Here is a 14,448-nt window from a genome sequence, read left to right as displayed (position 1 = left end):
CACCGGCCGAGCACGAGGACACCTTCTACCGGCACAACCCCGCGGCGGCTACCGTCGCCGCGTCAGTTTCGAGCCTCCACTGAACCCGGGGCGGGACAGTCTCCCGGTTCAGCCGACTCGCCGGACCGCTGGCGTTGCTCGTCGGTGGGAGTGGGGTACTTACCGCGCTGACCCGGCTGTCCGACCCGGCCCAGGCGCTGGGCTCCAGCTATGGGTTGCTGGTCCTGATCAAGCTGGTGGCGTTCGTGGGCTTGATCGTGGTCGGGGCGTGGCATCGGCGCTGGACCATGCCCGCCCTCGTCGCCGGACGTCCGGCAGCGTTCCTCCGGCTGCTCTCCGTGGAGGTGGTGCTCTTCGGAGCCACCATGGGGGTGGCCGTCGGTCTCAGCCGCACACCGCCCCCGACAGCCCCCGCCGCGGCCCAGGGCGGAGGGGGCCACGCCGTTCCTGACGTCGTCGTGCCGGCTTCACCATCGCCCGGCGCGTTGCTGGACGTCCATCCGGGCCTCGTGTTCCCCGTTCTGGCCGCAGCGGCGATCGGGTTTTACCTCGCCGGCGTCCGGCGGATGTCCGCTCGAGGACGTCCGTGGCCATGGCTGCGGACCCTCGCCTGGTCCGCGAGTTGGGCTCTGGTCCTCCTCGTGACCAGCAGCGGGCTTGCCAGCTATGGCGGGGTGCTGTCGAGCGTGCACGTCCTCCAGCACTTCACTCTGTCCCTCGCCGCGCCGCTGCTGATGGTGCTGGCTCGACCGGGCCGACTTGCCATGAGCGCCCTGCGGCCCTCGACGGGGCAGGACCTGCGAGGACCGCGGGAGTGGCTGGTGGCACTCCGTGGTCGTCCGGTGATGGGGACAGTCCTGCACCCACTGGTCGCTCTGCCGGTCTACCTGGTGGTGAACTACTCCGTCTACGTCTCCGGGTTGTACGGCTGGCTACTACGGTCGGAGGTCGCGGACGTCGTCTTCTTCCCCCTGTTTTTGATGAGTGGGACGCTCTTCTTCCGCGCACTGCTCGGCCCCGCCGGACCGGGCACCGCGGCGGCGCCGAGGCTCCCCGTCGTCCTCGCGGCGCTCGCAGGGTGGGCAGCGGTCCACGGTGCGGTTGCGATCGTGGTGCTCCGCAGCGGCCCACTCCTGGCCGCGGAGTGGTGGAGTCAGCTGCTACGCCTCTGGGGGCCGATGCCGATCGAGGACCAGCAGACCGCCGGACGAATTGCGGCGACCTACGGGGTGGCCATGCTCTTCGCCACCGTTATCGCCATCCTGCGGCGGCGAAGGCGTCCCCGGGAGATCACTGCGCACAGTGCCGCGACGGCCGTGGTTGAGCCGCAGGTGCAGGGGACTAGTTGATCGCCACGCCGGGGCACAGGCCGGCGGATGCGCTTGCGGGGCCGTCCGGCGATCGGCTTTACTAGCCTGGATAGTAGTAAGACCACGTCTGCGAGCGCAGGGAGAAACGACATGCTCAGGTCGATGCGGTGCTGCCTGAACCCGAAGGTCATCGGGGGTCTGATCGCCGCAGGCGTGGCGCTCTGGCTGATGGCCCCGGCCGCCAGTACCGCGGCACTTCCGCTGCTCATCGCGCTGGTCTGCCCCCTGTCCATGGGAGTGATGATGTGGCAGATGAATCGGGGCGGCGGTAGTTGTGGCGCCTCGGGAGGGGGCCGCTCTGTGGCAGCCCCCTCCGTCGACGTCGACGAGGAGCTGCGGCAGGCGCGCGAGGAGGTCTCGATCGCCCGGGCCCGCCAGCAGCTGGGTGACCGGGGCAATCAGGCGCCCGCCTGACACGGCAGGCGCGCCGCTGACGCGGGCGCCCACCGGCGGGGCGAACTCTCACCGCGCTGCGAGGCGCGTGGTGGCCCTCTCGGGTGGTGACCGCGGATGCAGTACGCCGTTCAGGCCGAGGACGTGGCGATGTAGGAGACGATCGTCGCCATGCCCGTGCCCATGTGGTAGGCGTTGTGGCAGTGGGTCAGCCACTGGCCCGGATTGTCGGCTGTGAAGTCGGCGATCACCCGTTCCCCCGGCGCCACCATCACCGTGTCCTTCACCGCACCGGCGAACATCGGGAGGCGGCTCCGTGCCGGATCTCGCAGCTCACCGGCAGCTGCCCCCGGAAAGAGGTCACCAGAGCCTCGCACGGTGAAACTGTGGCCGTGCAGATGCATCGGGTGGTACATCGGAGTCTGGTTGACCAGCTCCAGTCGGACACGCTGGCCCTCCCGGATCTCCGCGGGAGTGATGCCGGCGAAGGGGCGTGCGTGGTCGTAGCTCTGGGCATTGATGCGCCAGGCGAAGCTGAACATGTCTCCGGTCAGATGGAGCGTGTGGGTCACGTCCGGGGGCAAGTTGTCCTGGCCAACGGTGGGCGCCGCGCGGAGGTCGGTCAGCCGGAGCAGTCGCCCACTCAGCTCCCGGGGAGCCGCAGCGGCTGACGGGGCTTCACCGCTGGCTGTGCGGACCACCCCGAGCGCCTGGGCCCCATGGCCTTCTGCGATCGCCACCAGTGGAAAGGCCCCGTCTCCGAGGGTGACGAGCACGTCGTAGCGCTCGCCGGCGCCGATGTGGAGGTTGTCGACGGTGATCGGCTCGACCGGGAACCCGTCGGTATGGGTGACGGTCAGCCGGTGGCCTCCGAGAGCTACTCGGAAGGTGGTCGTCCCGGCGGCACTGATCAGCCGGATTCGTGCCCGTTGACCCGGCATGGCGGCGAACGTCTCGGGGGCCGTGGGCAGGCGCCCGTTGAGCAGGTAGAACGGGTAGCGCACGCTGTCGGCCATGCGCGACGCCGCGGACACCGGCGTCTGCCCTGCCGGAATGTTGGCCATCTCGGCGGTCTGGTGGTAGTCCCAGGACGCTGACCGGTCCTCGATCTGTCCGGCCTGGACGGGAACCTTGTAGCTCGCTTCCATGTCTCCGTTGCGGAGCTCGGACAGGACTTCATCCGGGGTCCCCGCGGCGCCGTCGATCCAGTCGTCGAGGACGACCACGAACTCCACGTCGTAGTCGCCGGCTTCGCGCGGGTCGTCGATGATCAACGGTGCGAAGAGCCCCCGCTCGCGCTGCATGCCCACGTGCGGGTGGAACCAGTAGGTCCCCGGATCGGGAGCGACGAAGGTGTAGCGCATGGTCTCCCCGGGGGGGACCACGGGTTGCGTCAGGTGGGGTACGCCGTCCATGTCGTTCCGGAGCCGGAGACCGTGCCAGTGCACCGTGGTCGGCTCCGGAAGCCGGTTGCGGACGTCCACCTCGAGCAGGTCTCCGGCGGTGCAGCGCAGGGGCCGCCCGGGCACCTGGTCGCCGTAGGACCACGTGCGGACGACTCGTCCTCCGAGGTCGACCTCGACCGGTTGGGCGGTGACCGATGCGCGGACACGACGGCCGGTGCCTCGGGCGAGTCGGGCCTGCTCGACGCGGCGCACCGCGTCGGAGCCGGCCAGCACTCGGCCCTCCGCTGCGGTGGCCGTCGTGGGCAAGGCCGCCCAGGTGCCGCCGGTCGCCGCCATTCCGGCCAGCCCCAGCGCCCCGAGGAGCAGTCCGCGCCGGGAGATCGAGGGGCCGGTCACCTGCCACCTGTCCTTGTGTAGGTCGTGCCGATGTGGTCACACGACAGCCGCCGGCGGCTGTCCGAGCGGCGTGCCGCCATGAGGTCCGCCGGCGGCCGCCGCCCGGCGGGGCCCCCGTCGTACGGGCCCTGCCGTGTACCTGCATGACGCTGCAGATACTACGCACCTTAGTAGATCTGGCTGTCGCTCGCGGACGGGCGCCTGGCGCGCAACTTCTACGTAGCTGCCTAGTAGTACGCTCTCCGTAGCGCCATAGTAGAGCTGACCGGCGCGCGGCTGATCGAGCGTCCGCTGGGGCCGACTCGGTGGAGCTGGCTCTGTGGCCGACCCGATCTCGCGAGGCGGAGTCTCATGTCCAACAAGCGTTCATCCCGAGTCGGTCCCTCCCGATCGGGTAGGCCAGGGCCGGGCTCAAGGGTCGGGCCCACCACTGCCGCCCAGCAAGTCAGCCCGCCGCGACCTGTCCCCAGCCGTGCGCCGGCGCCGCTACAGGCATTCCAGCGTCCACAGGTGCCGCGGTCGAGGACCGCCGCACCGTCGCTCCCGGTGGTCCTGCCGGCGAGAAAGGCACCACTAGCGCCTCCGACCCGCCCGGATCCCGCTGCTCAGAGGACACCGACCTCCCCGGGAGCTCGGCCTGAGTCCGCGGCGTCCGGGACGGTGACCGGATCTCCCTCCGCTGGCCTCCCTCCGTCTGCGCCGCCGGTCCCAGGCGCTCCCCGGTCACCGGCACGGGAGGCTGTCACCCCGGTGCGCCGTCCTGTCCTGGCTCGGGACATGCCTGCGGGCGCGGTCCAGGTCACGTCCTGGTCGTGCGAGTCCATGGACGACGTCGATCCCCAAGCGCTCGGAGTGACCTACTGGTTCGACGCTGCGCTCAGTGGCGACCCCTATCCGGTCAACGTGCGATTCAGCGGTAGGCGGCTGACCGGACCCGACACCCCCGGCAGGGCCGACGAGTTCGAGGTCGTGCACACCCTGAATGACGTGCTCCCGGGAAGCGGGCGGGTCGCCGTGACCGCCCGTGTCCCCGGACTGGCGCCGGGGGAGTGGGAGGTCACCGCAACCCCCGTCGTCCGGCACGCCCCTGCAGACTCCCCTGCGCCTCCGAATCTACCTCCCGGGCCACTTCCCCGTGGGACGACCGTCGGGAGAACGACCTTCAAGCCCGTGGCCGATGTCCGCGCGCCAGGGGTCCGGATCGGAGCCTGGCCCGCACTGGTGGCCCTCGGCTGGCTGTTCGCACTGGCTCTTCAAGGTGTGCTGGCGGCGGACCGCGACCTGCCGGTCGCGCGACTGCTCCTGGTGTCGGTGCTGGCGAGCCTGATCGGGCTGGTGGGTGCCAAGGTGTACTACCTCCTCACCCACCGCGAGGAGAAGGCCGGCCTGCTGCGCGCCGGCATGTCGGTCCAGGGTTTTGTGGTCGGTGCGGTCGGCTCGGTCGTCCTGGGGAGTTGGTGGGCGGGGATCCCGGTCGGCCCGATGCTCGACGTGACGGCGCCGGGCCTGCTGGTGGGCATGACCATCGGACGCCTGGGGTGTTTGCTCGGAGGCTGTTGTGTGGGGCGCCCCACGGCCTCTCGGTGGGGGATCTGGTCCTCCGACCGTCGGGTAGGCGTGCGCCGGATCCCGGTACAGCTGCTCGAGTCCAGTCTGGCCGGCCTCATCGCCGCAGCGACGCTCGCAGCAGTGGTGCTGGCCGACCCTGGGGTGGACGGACTGCTCTTCGTGGCGGGGGTGGCGGCCTACACCTTCGGGCGCCAGGTGCTGTTCCCACTCCGGGGGCTGCCGCGGCAGACGAAGCACGGGCGCAGGCTGACTCTCGCGGTCGCCGGACTGGTGCTGCTGGCGGCACTTTCGGTACTGGTGAGCGTCTGACCCGGCGGACCGCCAGGCCCGAGGCCCGGCCGACGGCGGGACCGTCGTCCTGCTCGGCGGACCGGTGTCGCCGGCCCCTGCGTCCCTGGAGGTGCCGACGCTGGGGCTCCTCTCCTATGTGCCATAGTTGCCAGTCGCCACTGCGCGTCCCCTCTGTGGGAGCGGCTGCCGCTCCGCCGGACAGCGCCCAGGGGATCCGCGCTTCGATGCTGGACTCGTATGAGGGAGGTCGCACCCTGATGTCCTGGGGGAGCGATTCGCTGAGGTTCGCGGCGGCTGCAGGCGCTCGAGCTCAGCGAGGCACGAACGACATGGCCACGGTCAGGCCGCAGGTGGGGGTGGACCGGTGATCCTCGCGGCCGCGGGCTGGGCAGGCGTCATGCTCGGCCTCGCCAGCTCCATCGCGCTGGCCGTCTTCGGCTTCCGAGCGCTGCGCACTCCCGACCGAGCGACGCGGGGACAGCTGCAACAGCCGGTCGTCGGCATGGTGGTCGGCGCCGCGGTGGCGTTCATCGCCTTGGAGATCGCGCTGCTCACCGACGACTTCGCGGTGTCCTTCGTCGCGGGGAACAGCTCGCGGGCGACACCGGTGCTCTTCAAGCTGACCGCAGCCTGGTCGGCTCTGGAAGGCAGCATCGTGCTGTGGGTCGTGGTGCTGGCCGGCTTCACCGCCGTGGTGCTACGGCAGGTCCGCTCGGTCGATGACCGGCTGGGCGTCGGTGCGCTGGCGTTCATGGGGCTGGTGGCCACCTTCTTCTTCGGGCTGGTCTCCACCGTGGCGAACCCGTTCGAGGTCCTCGCCCAGCCGCCGGCCGACGGCCCCGGGCCAAACGCACTCCTGCAGAACCACCTCCTCGTCACCATCCACCCCCCGTTGCTCTACCTCGGATACGTCGGGTTCACTGTGCCCTTCGCGTTCGCCATGTCGGCCCTGCTGACCCGTACGCCGGGAATCGACTGGCTACGCCGCACCCGCCGGGCCAACCTCGTCGCCTGGTCCTTCCTGTCCGCCGGGCTGGTCCTGGGCGCCTGGTGGTCCTACGAGGTGCTGGGCTGGGGTGGCTTCTGGGCGTGGGACCCGGTGGAGAACGCCGCCCTGATCCCGTGGCTGACGGCCACCGCCTTCATCCACTCGGCCGTCGTCCAGGTCCGGCGCGGGACCCTCCAGTCCTGGAACTTCGTCCTGGTCCTGACGACCTTCGCCCTGACGATCCTGGGGACCTTCCTCACCCGGTCCTCGGTGGTCGCCTCGGTGCACAGCTTCACCCAGTCGCCGGTGGGTCCGGCGCTGCTCGGCTTCTTCGTCGTCGTGGTCGTCGGCGGGTTCACACTGTTCGCACTGCGCGCGCCCGGGCTGGCTTCCCCCGACCGGCTGGAGTCCCTGGCCAGCCGCGAGGGAGCGTTCCTCGTGAACAACCTGCTGCTCTCCCTCTTCGCCTTCGTCGTGCTGCTCGGCACCCTGTATCCGGTGTTCGTCGAGGCGTTCACCGGGGCGCAGACGTCGGTCGGACGTCCCTTCTTCGACCGGATGGCGGTGCCCATCTCCTTCGCCCTGCTGCTCGCGATGGGAGTGGGGCCGTTCACCCCGTACCGGGCTGCCAACGGCCGGCTGCTATGGGCGCGGCTGCGTCCGGCTCTGCTGGCCGGCAGCCTGGTCAGTGCCGGTCTCGTGGTGGCCGGAGTCCGGTCGGTCGCGGTCGTCGCCGTGGCCCTGCTGGCGACGGCGATCGTGGCGGCCAGCGCGCGGCAACTGGTCACCAGCGCGCCCGATCGTCGGCCGGCCACCCTGTTCCAGATGGTCCGTCGACAGCGCGGCTACTGGGGTGGGCAGCTGTCCCACATCGGTCTGGTGCTGGTCGCTCTCGCCATCGCCGTCTCGGCCGACCTGTCCGAGCGCACGACGGCCACCCTGCGGCAGGGGGAATCGGTGGAGTTCGGCGGTTACACGGTGACCTACACCGGCAACGAGACCATCCAGCGATCCCACCGCACCGAGGTGGCGGCGGAGTTCCAGATCCGCGAGGGCGCCGACGTGGTGCGGATCGCCGGGCCTTCACTCAACCAGTACCCCAGCCAGCAGCAGGCGGTGGCAACGCCCTCGGTCTGGTCCACACCGCGCGAGGACATCTACGTCGCCCTCACCTCACTGGAAGACGGTCAGGTGTCGGTGAACCTCTACCGCTATCCGCTGATGTGGACGCTGTGGGCCGGCGGTCTCCTGGTCGCCGCCGGTGGTTTCTGGGCGGTGGGCGGCAGGCCTCGGCGCCGCGTCCGCAGCGCGACCCCTGCCGCCGTCGAGGCGGATGCGCCTGCAAACGCAGACGCAGGGGCTCCACAGGCTGTCGCGGTGCTGTCCGATCCGCCCGCCGAGCAGGGCGAAGGGCGCGACCGTGCCTGACCGCCGCCGGGTGGGTGTGACGTCGGCTCTGCTGCTTACCTTGTTGACCGTCACCGTGGTCGGCTTGTTCGCGGCCGGTCCCGGTCCGCGTGACCGGGTCGCCGAGCTGGAAGGCCAGCTGCGCTGCCCGGTGTGCAAGTCGGTCTCGATCGCCGAATCCCCGTCGGAGACGGCGGTGGCCATGCGGCGCAGCGTGGCCGAGCAGGTGGCGGCCGGCCGCTCCGACGCCGAGATCCTGCAGTACTTCGAGGCGCGCTACGGGGAATGGGTCCTCCTCGACCCGCCCGCGCAGGGCCGCGGCGTCTGGCTGCTGGTGCTGCCTGCCGTCGTCGCCATCGGGGGCGTGGTCCTGGTTCTGACCCGTGCTCGGCGCTCCCCGGATGTGCCGGAACTGTCCGATGACGACCGGGATAGGGTCGCTGCCGCTCTCGCCGACGCACGGACCCGCCGCCACCCGGACGAGGACGACGAACCGTGAGCCGTGAGGAACTGGAGGAGCGGCGTGACCACGCGCTGCGGGATCTCGAGGAGATCGAGCGTCAGCACGCCGAGGGAGAGCTGACCGACGCCGACGTCGCGCGGCTACGTCCCCGCTACGAGGCCGAGGCCGCCGCCGCCATTCGTGAGCTGGATGCGCCGGAGCGAGGTCTGTCTCCGGCAGCGGCCAGGGTAGGCGGCAGGGCTGTCCGGGCACGTCGAGCGGCCTACCTGGTCACCCTGGCGGCCGCCGTCATCGCCGCCACGGTGCTCCTGCCACAGTCGGTGCTGGACCGCCCTGCCGGGGGCTTCGTCACCGGCAACGAGCTGGACGGCAACCAGCCGGACGCGGCTGCCGAGCCGGTGCCCGGGGGCCGCGACCTCTCCACGGTGACCAACAGCGAGATGGAGGCCGTGGTACAGGCCAATCCCGATGTCGTGGGCATGCGATTGGCTCTGGCACGGCGGTACGTGGAGGTCGGCGACCTGCCCTCGGCGATGCTGCACTTCACCGAGGCGCTCAAGCGGGAGCCGGACAACCCGGAGGCGCTGGCGTACGTCGGCTGGGCGTATCTCCTCGCCGAGCAACCGGACAAGGCCGAGGACTACATCACCCAGGCGCGGCGCCTGGACCCCACGCTGCTCGATGCACTGTGGTTCGACGCGAATCTGCGGTTGCACTGGCTCGACGATCCGGGCGGTGCCCTCGAGGTGCTGGCCGAGATGGCGGAACGTCCGGATCTGCCGCCGGATGTGGCCGACCAGGTCGAGGAGCTGGCCGCAGCTGCCCGCGCGCAGCTCGATGCGGCCGGGGGTGACGGCGGGTGAAGGACTTGACAGCCCCGGGTTCGGTCGTGGCGCCGGAGGAGTCACCGGGAGGGATGAGACCGGTGCGACGGGGACGCGCCGTCCGTTGGGTGGCGGTGGTTGTGGCGGTTGCCGCCGTCGCCACCGGTGTGGTCTTCGGCAGCCGGCTGGACGCCGACCCGTCGCTTGTCGAGACGCCGCTGATCGGTACGGCCGTCCCCGATCTGGAGCTGCCTGCCCTGGAGGGCGGCGCGCCGCTGCGGTTCTCCGACCTCCGGGGCGAGGTCGTCGTCGTCAACTTCTGGGCGTCGTGGTGCGTCGCCTGCCGCGAGGAACACCCGGCGCTGCTGGCCGTGGCCGATACCTACCGGGATGCCGGCGTGACCTTCGTCGGCATCGTCTACCAGGACGAGCAGGATGCCGCGGTCGGGTTCCTCGACGAGATGGGTCGCGGTGGTGACAACTACCGCTACGTCACCGACCCGGACTCCACCGCCGCGCTCGACTTCGGCGTCTTCGGCGTTCCCGAGACCTTCATCATCGACCGTGACGGCGTCATCCGAGGCAAGATCACCGGCGCCTCCACCTTTCCCCTCCTGGCCGGCGCGGTGGAGGAGGTGCTGGCCGGGCGGGACCCGCAGTCCCGGACCTCCGGCTCGGTGCAGCCCGCGCCGGGGGAGCCCTACGTGGACCGGGAGTAGCGCAGCTCGGGACCGGCTGGGCAGGCGGGCCTCCCACGTGTCTGCGGGAGGCGGTCCTGTGCAGGGTCAGCTCGCGGTGGGGTGATCACCTGCAGCCGGTCGGGTTCAGATCGGCGGCCAGCCGAACCGGGCGTAGAAGGCCAGCAGTCCGCTCATCAGCCGCGTCCAGCTGCCCGTGGCGATGCCGATGCCCATGGCGACGAGGAGCACTCCGCCGAATACCTCGATCTTCCGGGAGTTGCGCCGGAGCCAGTCCAGGCGCAGCCGGCCGCGCCGGACCCCGAGGGCGACGAGCAGGAAGGGGATGCCCAGACCGATGGAATAGACGAGCAGCAGCAGAGCGCCCCTGGCGACCGTCCCCGACCCTGCGGCGGTGGTGAGGATCGCGGCCAGCACGGGGCCGACGCACGGCGTCCAACCGAAGGCGAAGGCCGCGCCGAGCGCGAGTGCGCTGCCCGGGCCGCGCCCGATCCGGCTGAGGTCCATGCGTACCTGGCGGTGCAGCAGCGGCAGCCGCAGGACACCCGCCGTGGCCAGCCCCATCGCGATGATGAACGCGCCTCCGACGACGTTGATGGTTGCCCGGTGCTGGGCCAGGAGCAGCGCCAGGCCGGAGGCGGTTGCACCCAGGGCGGTGAACACGATGGTGAAGCCGAGCACGAACAGCAGGGACCCGGCCAGCACCCGGTCACGGACGGGCGCAGGGGGAGCCCCACCGGTGGCGGCCGCCGGGACGCCGGCCGGAGGGGCCAGGCTGGACACGTAGGAGACGTAGCCGGGCAGAAGTGGCAGCGCGCACGGCGAGGTGAACGACACCACGCCCGCGATCAGCGACAGGAAAGCCAGAGGCAGGAGGTCCACGGACGGCGCTGCTCAGTCGGTGGCCGCGGAGGGGCCGTCGGCGAGCTGGACCCCTAGCCGCTCCGTGAGTAGCGTGCGCAGCCGTTCCTGGTCCGTCGCGCCGATGACCTTGTCGACGATCTCTCCGTCGGGCGCGAGGACCAGGGTGGTGGGAACCCCGGGGCTGGGCAGCAGATCGAGCGACCGGCCCGACGGGTCGTACAGGTTGGCGTGGGTGATGCCGAGATCGTCCAGCAGGAACCGCGCCGGCCGCTCCCCGTCCTTGGCGTTGACGCCGAGGAAGAGCACCTGGTCCCCGACCTCGTCGGCGAGGCGCTGCAACTCCGGCATCTCCTCGCGGCAGATCCCGCACCACGACGCCCAGAAGGTGAGGACGACCGGAACCGCGGGCAGTTCCCGCAACGCCAGTTCGGTCGGCTGGCCCAGGCAGGTCAGGGTGATGTCGGGGAGTTGGGTCCCCGCGCCGCCGCCTGCCTCCAGGGGGTGGGGGCAGGGGGTCGTCGAGGGAAGGTCGCCTTCCTGAGCCTGGGGTATGACGCCGCTCCCCGGTTCACCGGGGCCGGTGCAGGCCGTGGTGAGCAGCGCCGCGGCGACCGAAACCCGACCGGCCCGTCCGAGCAAGCGCTTACGGGTGGCGGACGCTCGGGGCACCATCCGGACCGTCACGGCGCCCCATCGCCGGGTTCGCCCTCGGCGCTATCGGGAGGCTGGTAGTTCTCGTCGTGCTTGATGATCATGGTGTCGGAGCGGAAGGTGTCGCCGTCCCAGGCTCCCTCCATCACCACTCCGATGCCGGGGCGGAACAGCTGCGCGGGGGACCCTCGGTAGGCCACCGGAACTTCCGCGGGGCCGGAGACGACGACGAAGCGCAGCCCCTCGTCCGTCGTTACCACGCTGCCGTCCTGCACCAGACCGCCGATCTGGAAGCGCCTGCCGTCCTCGAAGTCGGCCTTCTGCGCGAGTGCCTCGTGCGGCGTCAGGAAGTACACGAGGTTCCCGTTGATGTTGCCGACGAAGAGCACCCCGAGCAGGATCCCCGCGACGCCCAGCACCGACACGGCCAGCAGCCGGTATCGCCTCATCGGATCTTCTCGATGCGCCGGTTGACGCCACTCAGCCGGTGCTGCAACCAGACGGCGTATCCGCTCATGGCCCCGTAGGTGACGCCGAACCCCAGCGCCACCCATGCCCACTCAGACATGGTTCGGGAACTCCTTCCGGTAGTCCGGGGTGGTGATCGCCTGCCCGGCGAGCTCGCCGGCGGCACGGTCGTGGGCGGCGTCGTAGGTCTCCTCGGCGACGGCCAGTCGGACGCGAGTGCGCAGGAGTAGGACGTAGACGAGCGTGAAGGCGAGGACGTTCAGCAGCAGGGCGGCGAGCATCCACTCGTCGATCGTGGGGGCCGCCGGCTTGAGCACCGTCGGCGGCTGGTGCACCGCCCGCCACCACACCACGGACATGTGGACGACGGGGATCTGGGCGAAGGCCAGGACCCCGAACACGGCGCTCCGCCGGGCTCGGACGGTGGCGTCCAGGGTCGCCCGGCGCAGCGCCAGGTAGCCCAGGTAGACGAAGAACATCATGGCGGTCGTCACCAGGCGCGGATCCCAGGTCCACCAGACTCCCCAGACCGGTTTCCCCCAGATCGAGCCGAGCGCGATGGTCAGTCCGGTGAAGAACACCCCGACCTCCGCACTGGCCGAGGCGAGCCGGTCCAGGGACGCTCGGCGCTTCCACAGCCAGCCCGCGCTGGCGCCCAACGTGATGGCGAAGCTGAGGTAGGCGAGCCACGCTGCCGGCACGTGGACGTACATCAGCCGCTGCAGGTTGCCCTGCAGCCGGTCCGGGGGAGCGGTCAGCGCTGCGGCCAGGGCCCCGGCCATGACGACGACGGTGACGGCGGTCAGCCGGCGGGAGACGGACGTCACGAGAACTCCTCGAGGGATCGGGCGAAGAGGGCGACCGCGAGTGCGGCGACGACGTCGACGAGCAGCAGCAGGGCCACCCAGCTCCACGGTTCCCGGCCGTAGCGCACCGCCTCGGCCACCTGGGTGGCCGACAGGAGCAAGGGAAGCGCCAGCGGAACCACCAGGAGGGGGCCGAGGGTCGTGCGGCCTGCCAGGCCCTGCGCGAGGGCGCCGGCCAAGGTCCCGAGCACGGCCAGCCCCGCGGCGACCAGCGGCAGGACCGCGAGCAGCCACGGCCAGCTGTCCAGGGGCGGGTCGTAGATCATCACTGCCACCGGGAGCAACGTCAGCTCGAATGCCAGCAGCAGCAGGGCGTTGGCTGCCGCCCGCCCGGTGAGCCGGACGACGGGATGGACTCCGGTGAGCCGCAGCAGCGCCACCTGGGCGGGCGTGTCCGCGGCGCTCTGCCGCAGGCTGACCAGCACGCCGAAGAGCAGCACGACGACCCAGTAGATGCCGTAGCCGACCGAGCGCAGCAGGGGGACGTCGGTGCCGATGGCGAGCGGGAAGAGGAGTAGCGCCACGCCGCCGAACGGGGCGGTGACTAGCAGAGTCTCCCCGGCCCGCCCCTCGAGGAGCAGGTCCTTCCGGGCCAGTTCCAGAGCCTGTCGCGCCGGGCCGGGCGGGGTCACCGGAATCCCTGCCCGGGGACCATCGTGGCCGCGGGAAGGACTTCGCGGAGGCTCCCCTCCCGGAGATCCAGCACCCGGTCGACGGCCGCGTCCAGCCGGGCGCGATCGTGGGAGACGACGACGGCAGCGCCCTCGCGCTCGCGTACCTCGTCGATGATGACGTCGACGAGGCCGGCGGACCCGCTGTCCAGCCCGGCGTGCGGTTCGTCCAGCAGCAGCAGGGCCGGCGCGCTGAGGATGACCCGCGCCAGCTCCGCGCGACGTTGCATTCCCTGGGAGCAGCGGTCCGCGGGCCGGTCCGCGGCCCGACCCAGTCCGACTGCGTCCAGGGCCGAGCTGACGGCCGACACGTCGACGCCGGTCAGACGACAGAAGAAGCGCAGGTTCTCGGCCAGCGTGAGCCGGGAATAGAGCGCGGGGGAGTGCCCGATCAGGGCGATCTGAGGACGGATCTTCTCGCACTCGCGGCTGCCCAGCGCCGAACCGAGTACCCGACCGGTGCCGGCGGCAGGGGAAAGCAGGGTGGCCAGCAGGCGCAACAGCGTGCTCTTGCCCGACCCGTTCGCCCCGATCACCCCCACTGCCTCGCCCGCTCCCACGGTGAGCGTCAGGTCCCGGAGGACTGGTGTGCGCTCGACCGCGACCGCGATGCCGTGCAGCTGGATCACCGCATCCGGCTGAGCCTGCCGCCCAGCAGGGCAGGCGTCGTACGGCAGCCGGGAAGCGGGGGACACGGGCAGCTTCCACCTTCTTCGGCGCCGGGGGAGAGGAGTGCTCAACGTCAACAGCAGTACGCGCGTGGATAGTACGGAGCTAAGTAGTAGCTGCCGCGACGGGGATGGCCGGCAAGCACTACTAGGGTCGATCGTAATAGCCTAGTTCTCGAACCGGCGCCCGCAGCGGAGAGCGCAGGGTCACGTCCGCGGGCGCCGGTTGTGGATGTCCGTGTGCGCCGTCTGAAAGCCTGAACATCCGACCAGAAGGAGATCCCCCGTGAGCCGTACCGATGTGCTCGTCACCGTCGACTGGGTCCAGGAGCACCTCGGCCAGCCCGGCATCGTCTTCGTCGAGGTCGACGAGGACACCACCGCCTACGACGGCGGCCACATCGAGGGCGCCGTCAAGCTGGACTGGAAGAAGGACCTGCAGGACCCGCTGCGCC

The 14,448-nt window shown here is 71.0% G+C and carries 15 protein-coding genes and 1 pseudogene; 8 read left to right on the top strand and 8 right to left on the bottom strand.

What is annotated here, in order from left to right; all coding sequences use genetic code 11:
- Nucleotides 1-107: 107 nt before the first annotated feature.
- From E9565_RS22580 to E9565_RS13660, 3 genes and pseudogenes are all read left to right on the top strand, one after another.
- Nucleotides 108-374 (top strand): annotated as a pseudogene (locus E9565_RS22580) (CopD family protein); the annotation flags it as partial.
- The gene (locus E9565_RS13665; protein WP_255726061.1) at nt 366-1,349 is read left to right on the top strand and encodes a cytochrome c oxidase assembly protein; all 984 of its coding nucleotides are present in this window, start codon (nt 366-368) and stop codon (nt 1,347-1,349) included. The pseudogene E9565_RS22580 and the gene E9565_RS13665, both read left to right, overlap by 9 nt.
- 111 nt (nt 1,350-1,460) lie before the next feature.
- Nucleotides 1,461-1,784 (top strand): DUF2933 domain-containing protein, encoded by a 324-nt coding sequence (locus E9565_RS13660; RefSeq protein WP_113801648.1) that lies wholly within the window; start codon nt 1,461-1,463, stop codon nt 1,782-1,784.
- A 110-nt stretch (nt 1,785-1,894) separates the two neighbouring features.
- On the opposite strand, the gene E9565_RS13655 is transcribed toward E9565_RS13660, so the two are convergent.
- Entirely contained in the window at nt 1,895-3,565 is a 1,671-nt protein-coding gene (locus tag E9565_RS13655) for a multicopper oxidase family protein (RefSeq protein ID WP_236826472.1), read from the bottom strand.
- 1,170 nt (nt 3,566-4,735) lie between these two features.
- Here E9565_RS13655 and E9565_RS13650 point away from each other — a divergent pair.
- The 5 genes from E9565_RS13650 (at nt 4,736) to E9565_RS13630 (ending at nt 9,826) form a co-directional block, all read left to right on the top strand.
- Nucleotides 4,736-5,443 (top strand): prolipoprotein diacylglyceryl transferase family protein, encoded by a 708-nt coding sequence (locus E9565_RS13650; protein WP_236826473.1) that lies wholly within the window; start codon nt 4,736-4,738, stop codon nt 5,441-5,443.
- Nucleotides 5,444-5,789: 346 nt separating this feature from the next.
- Nucleotides 5,790-7,841, top strand: a complete 2,052-nt coding sequence (locus E9565_RS13645) for a heme lyase CcmF/NrfE family subunit (RefSeq protein WP_205730289.1) — start codon at nt 5,790-5,792, stop codon at nt 7,839-7,841.
- Nucleotides 7,834-8,319 carry a cytochrome c-type biogenesis protein gene (locus E9565_RS13640; RefSeq protein WP_236826474.1) on the top strand — a complete coding sequence of 162 codons (486 nt, stop codon included), beginning with the start codon at nt 7,834-7,836 and terminating at the stop codon, nt 8,317-8,319. The genes E9565_RS13645 and E9565_RS13640 overlap by 8 nt, the downstream gene beginning before the upstream one ends.
- Complete coding sequence (locus E9565_RS23295; protein ID WP_113801651.1) at nt 8,316-9,146, top strand: tetratricopeptide repeat protein; 831 nt, start codon at nt 8,316-8,318, stop codon at nt 9,144-9,146. The genes E9565_RS13640 and E9565_RS23295 overlap by 4 nt, the downstream gene beginning before the upstream one ends.
- Nucleotides 9,147-9,235: 89 nt before the next feature.
- Complete coding sequence (locus E9565_RS13630) at nt 9,236-9,826, top strand: redoxin family protein (protein ID WP_236826475.1); 591 nt, start codon at nt 9,236-9,238, stop codon at nt 9,824-9,826.
- A gap of 105 nt (nt 9,827-9,931) precedes the next feature.
- On the opposite strand, the gene E9565_RS13625 is transcribed toward E9565_RS13630, so the two are convergent.
- Genes E9565_RS13625 through ccmA form a run of 7 tightly spaced genes read right to left on the bottom strand, consistent with a single transcriptional unit; the run spans nt 9,932 to nt 13,954 of the window.
- Nucleotides 9,932-10,687, bottom strand: coding sequence for a cytochrome c biogenesis CcdA family protein (locus E9565_RS13625; RefSeq protein WP_113801653.1), 756 nt, complete (start codon nt 10,685-10,687; stop codon nt 9,932-9,934).
- A 12-nt stretch (nt 10,688-10,699) separates the two neighbouring features.
- On the bottom strand, nt 10,700-11,353 hold the full coding sequence (locus E9565_RS13620) for a TlpA disulfide reductase family protein (RefSeq protein ID WP_113801654.1): 654 nt from the start codon (nt 11,351-11,353) through the stop codon (nt 10,700-10,702).
- Nucleotides 11,350-11,769 carry a cytochrome c maturation protein CcmE gene (locus E9565_RS13615; protein ID WP_113801655.1) on the bottom strand — a complete coding sequence of 140 codons (420 nt, stop codon included), beginning with the start codon at nt 11,767-11,769 and terminating at the stop codon, nt 11,350-11,352. Before E9565_RS13615 ends, E9565_RS13620 begins: the two co-directional genes overlap by 4 nt.
- Nucleotides 11,766-11,888, bottom strand: a complete 123-nt coding sequence (locus E9565_RS22570) for a hypothetical protein (RefSeq protein WP_255411561.1) — start codon at nt 11,886-11,888, stop codon at nt 11,766-11,768. Before E9565_RS22570 ends, E9565_RS13615 begins: the two co-directional genes overlap by 4 nt.
- The gene (ccsA, locus tag E9565_RS13610) at nt 11,881-12,615 is read right to left on the bottom strand and encodes a cytochrome c biogenesis protein CcsA (protein ID WP_113801656.1); all 735 of its coding nucleotides are present in this window, start codon (nt 12,613-12,615) and stop codon (nt 11,881-11,883) included. Before ccsA ends, E9565_RS22570 begins: the two co-directional genes overlap by 8 nt.
- Nucleotides 12,612-13,286 carry a heme exporter protein CcmB gene (locus tag E9565_RS13605; RefSeq protein ID WP_113801657.1) on the bottom strand — a complete coding sequence of 225 codons (675 nt, stop codon included), beginning with the start codon at nt 13,284-13,286 and terminating at the stop codon, nt 12,612-12,614. Before E9565_RS13605 ends, ccsA begins: the two co-directional genes overlap by 4 nt.
- Nucleotides 13,283-13,954, bottom strand: coding sequence for a heme ABC exporter ATP-binding protein CcmA (ccmA, locus tag E9565_RS13600; RefSeq protein ID WP_113801658.1), 672 nt, complete (start codon nt 13,952-13,954; stop codon nt 13,283-13,285). The genes E9565_RS13605 and ccmA overlap by 4 nt, the downstream gene beginning before the upstream one ends.
- Nucleotides 13,955-14,448: the final 494 nt, after the last annotated feature.

It is taken from the genome of Blastococcus sp. KM273129 (assembly GCF_021698995.1).
Taxonomy (GTDB): domain Bacteria; phylum Actinomycetota; class Actinomycetes; order Mycobacteriales; family Geodermatophilaceae; genus Blastococcus.
This window is presented reverse-complemented; position numbering and strand designations above follow the sequence as displayed.

Bases quoted from the DNA above. Each gene is read 5' to 3' on its own strand.
- E9565_RS13665 (WP_255726061.1), top strand. From the start codon at position 366: ATGGGGGTGGCCGTCGGTCTCAGCCGCACACCGCCCCCGACAGCCCCC.
- E9565_RS13660 (WP_113801648.1), top strand. From the start codon at position 1,461: ATGCTCAGGTCGATGCGGTGCTGCCTGAACCCGAAGGTCATCGGGGGT.
- E9565_RS13615 (WP_113801655.1), bottom strand. From the start codon at position 11,769: ATGAGGCGATACCGGCTGCTGGCCGTGTCGGTGCTGGGCGTCGCGGGG.
- E9565_RS22570 (WP_255411561.1), bottom strand. From the start codon at position 11,888: ATGTCTGAGTGGGCATGGGTGGCGCTGGGGTTCGGCGTCACCTACGGG.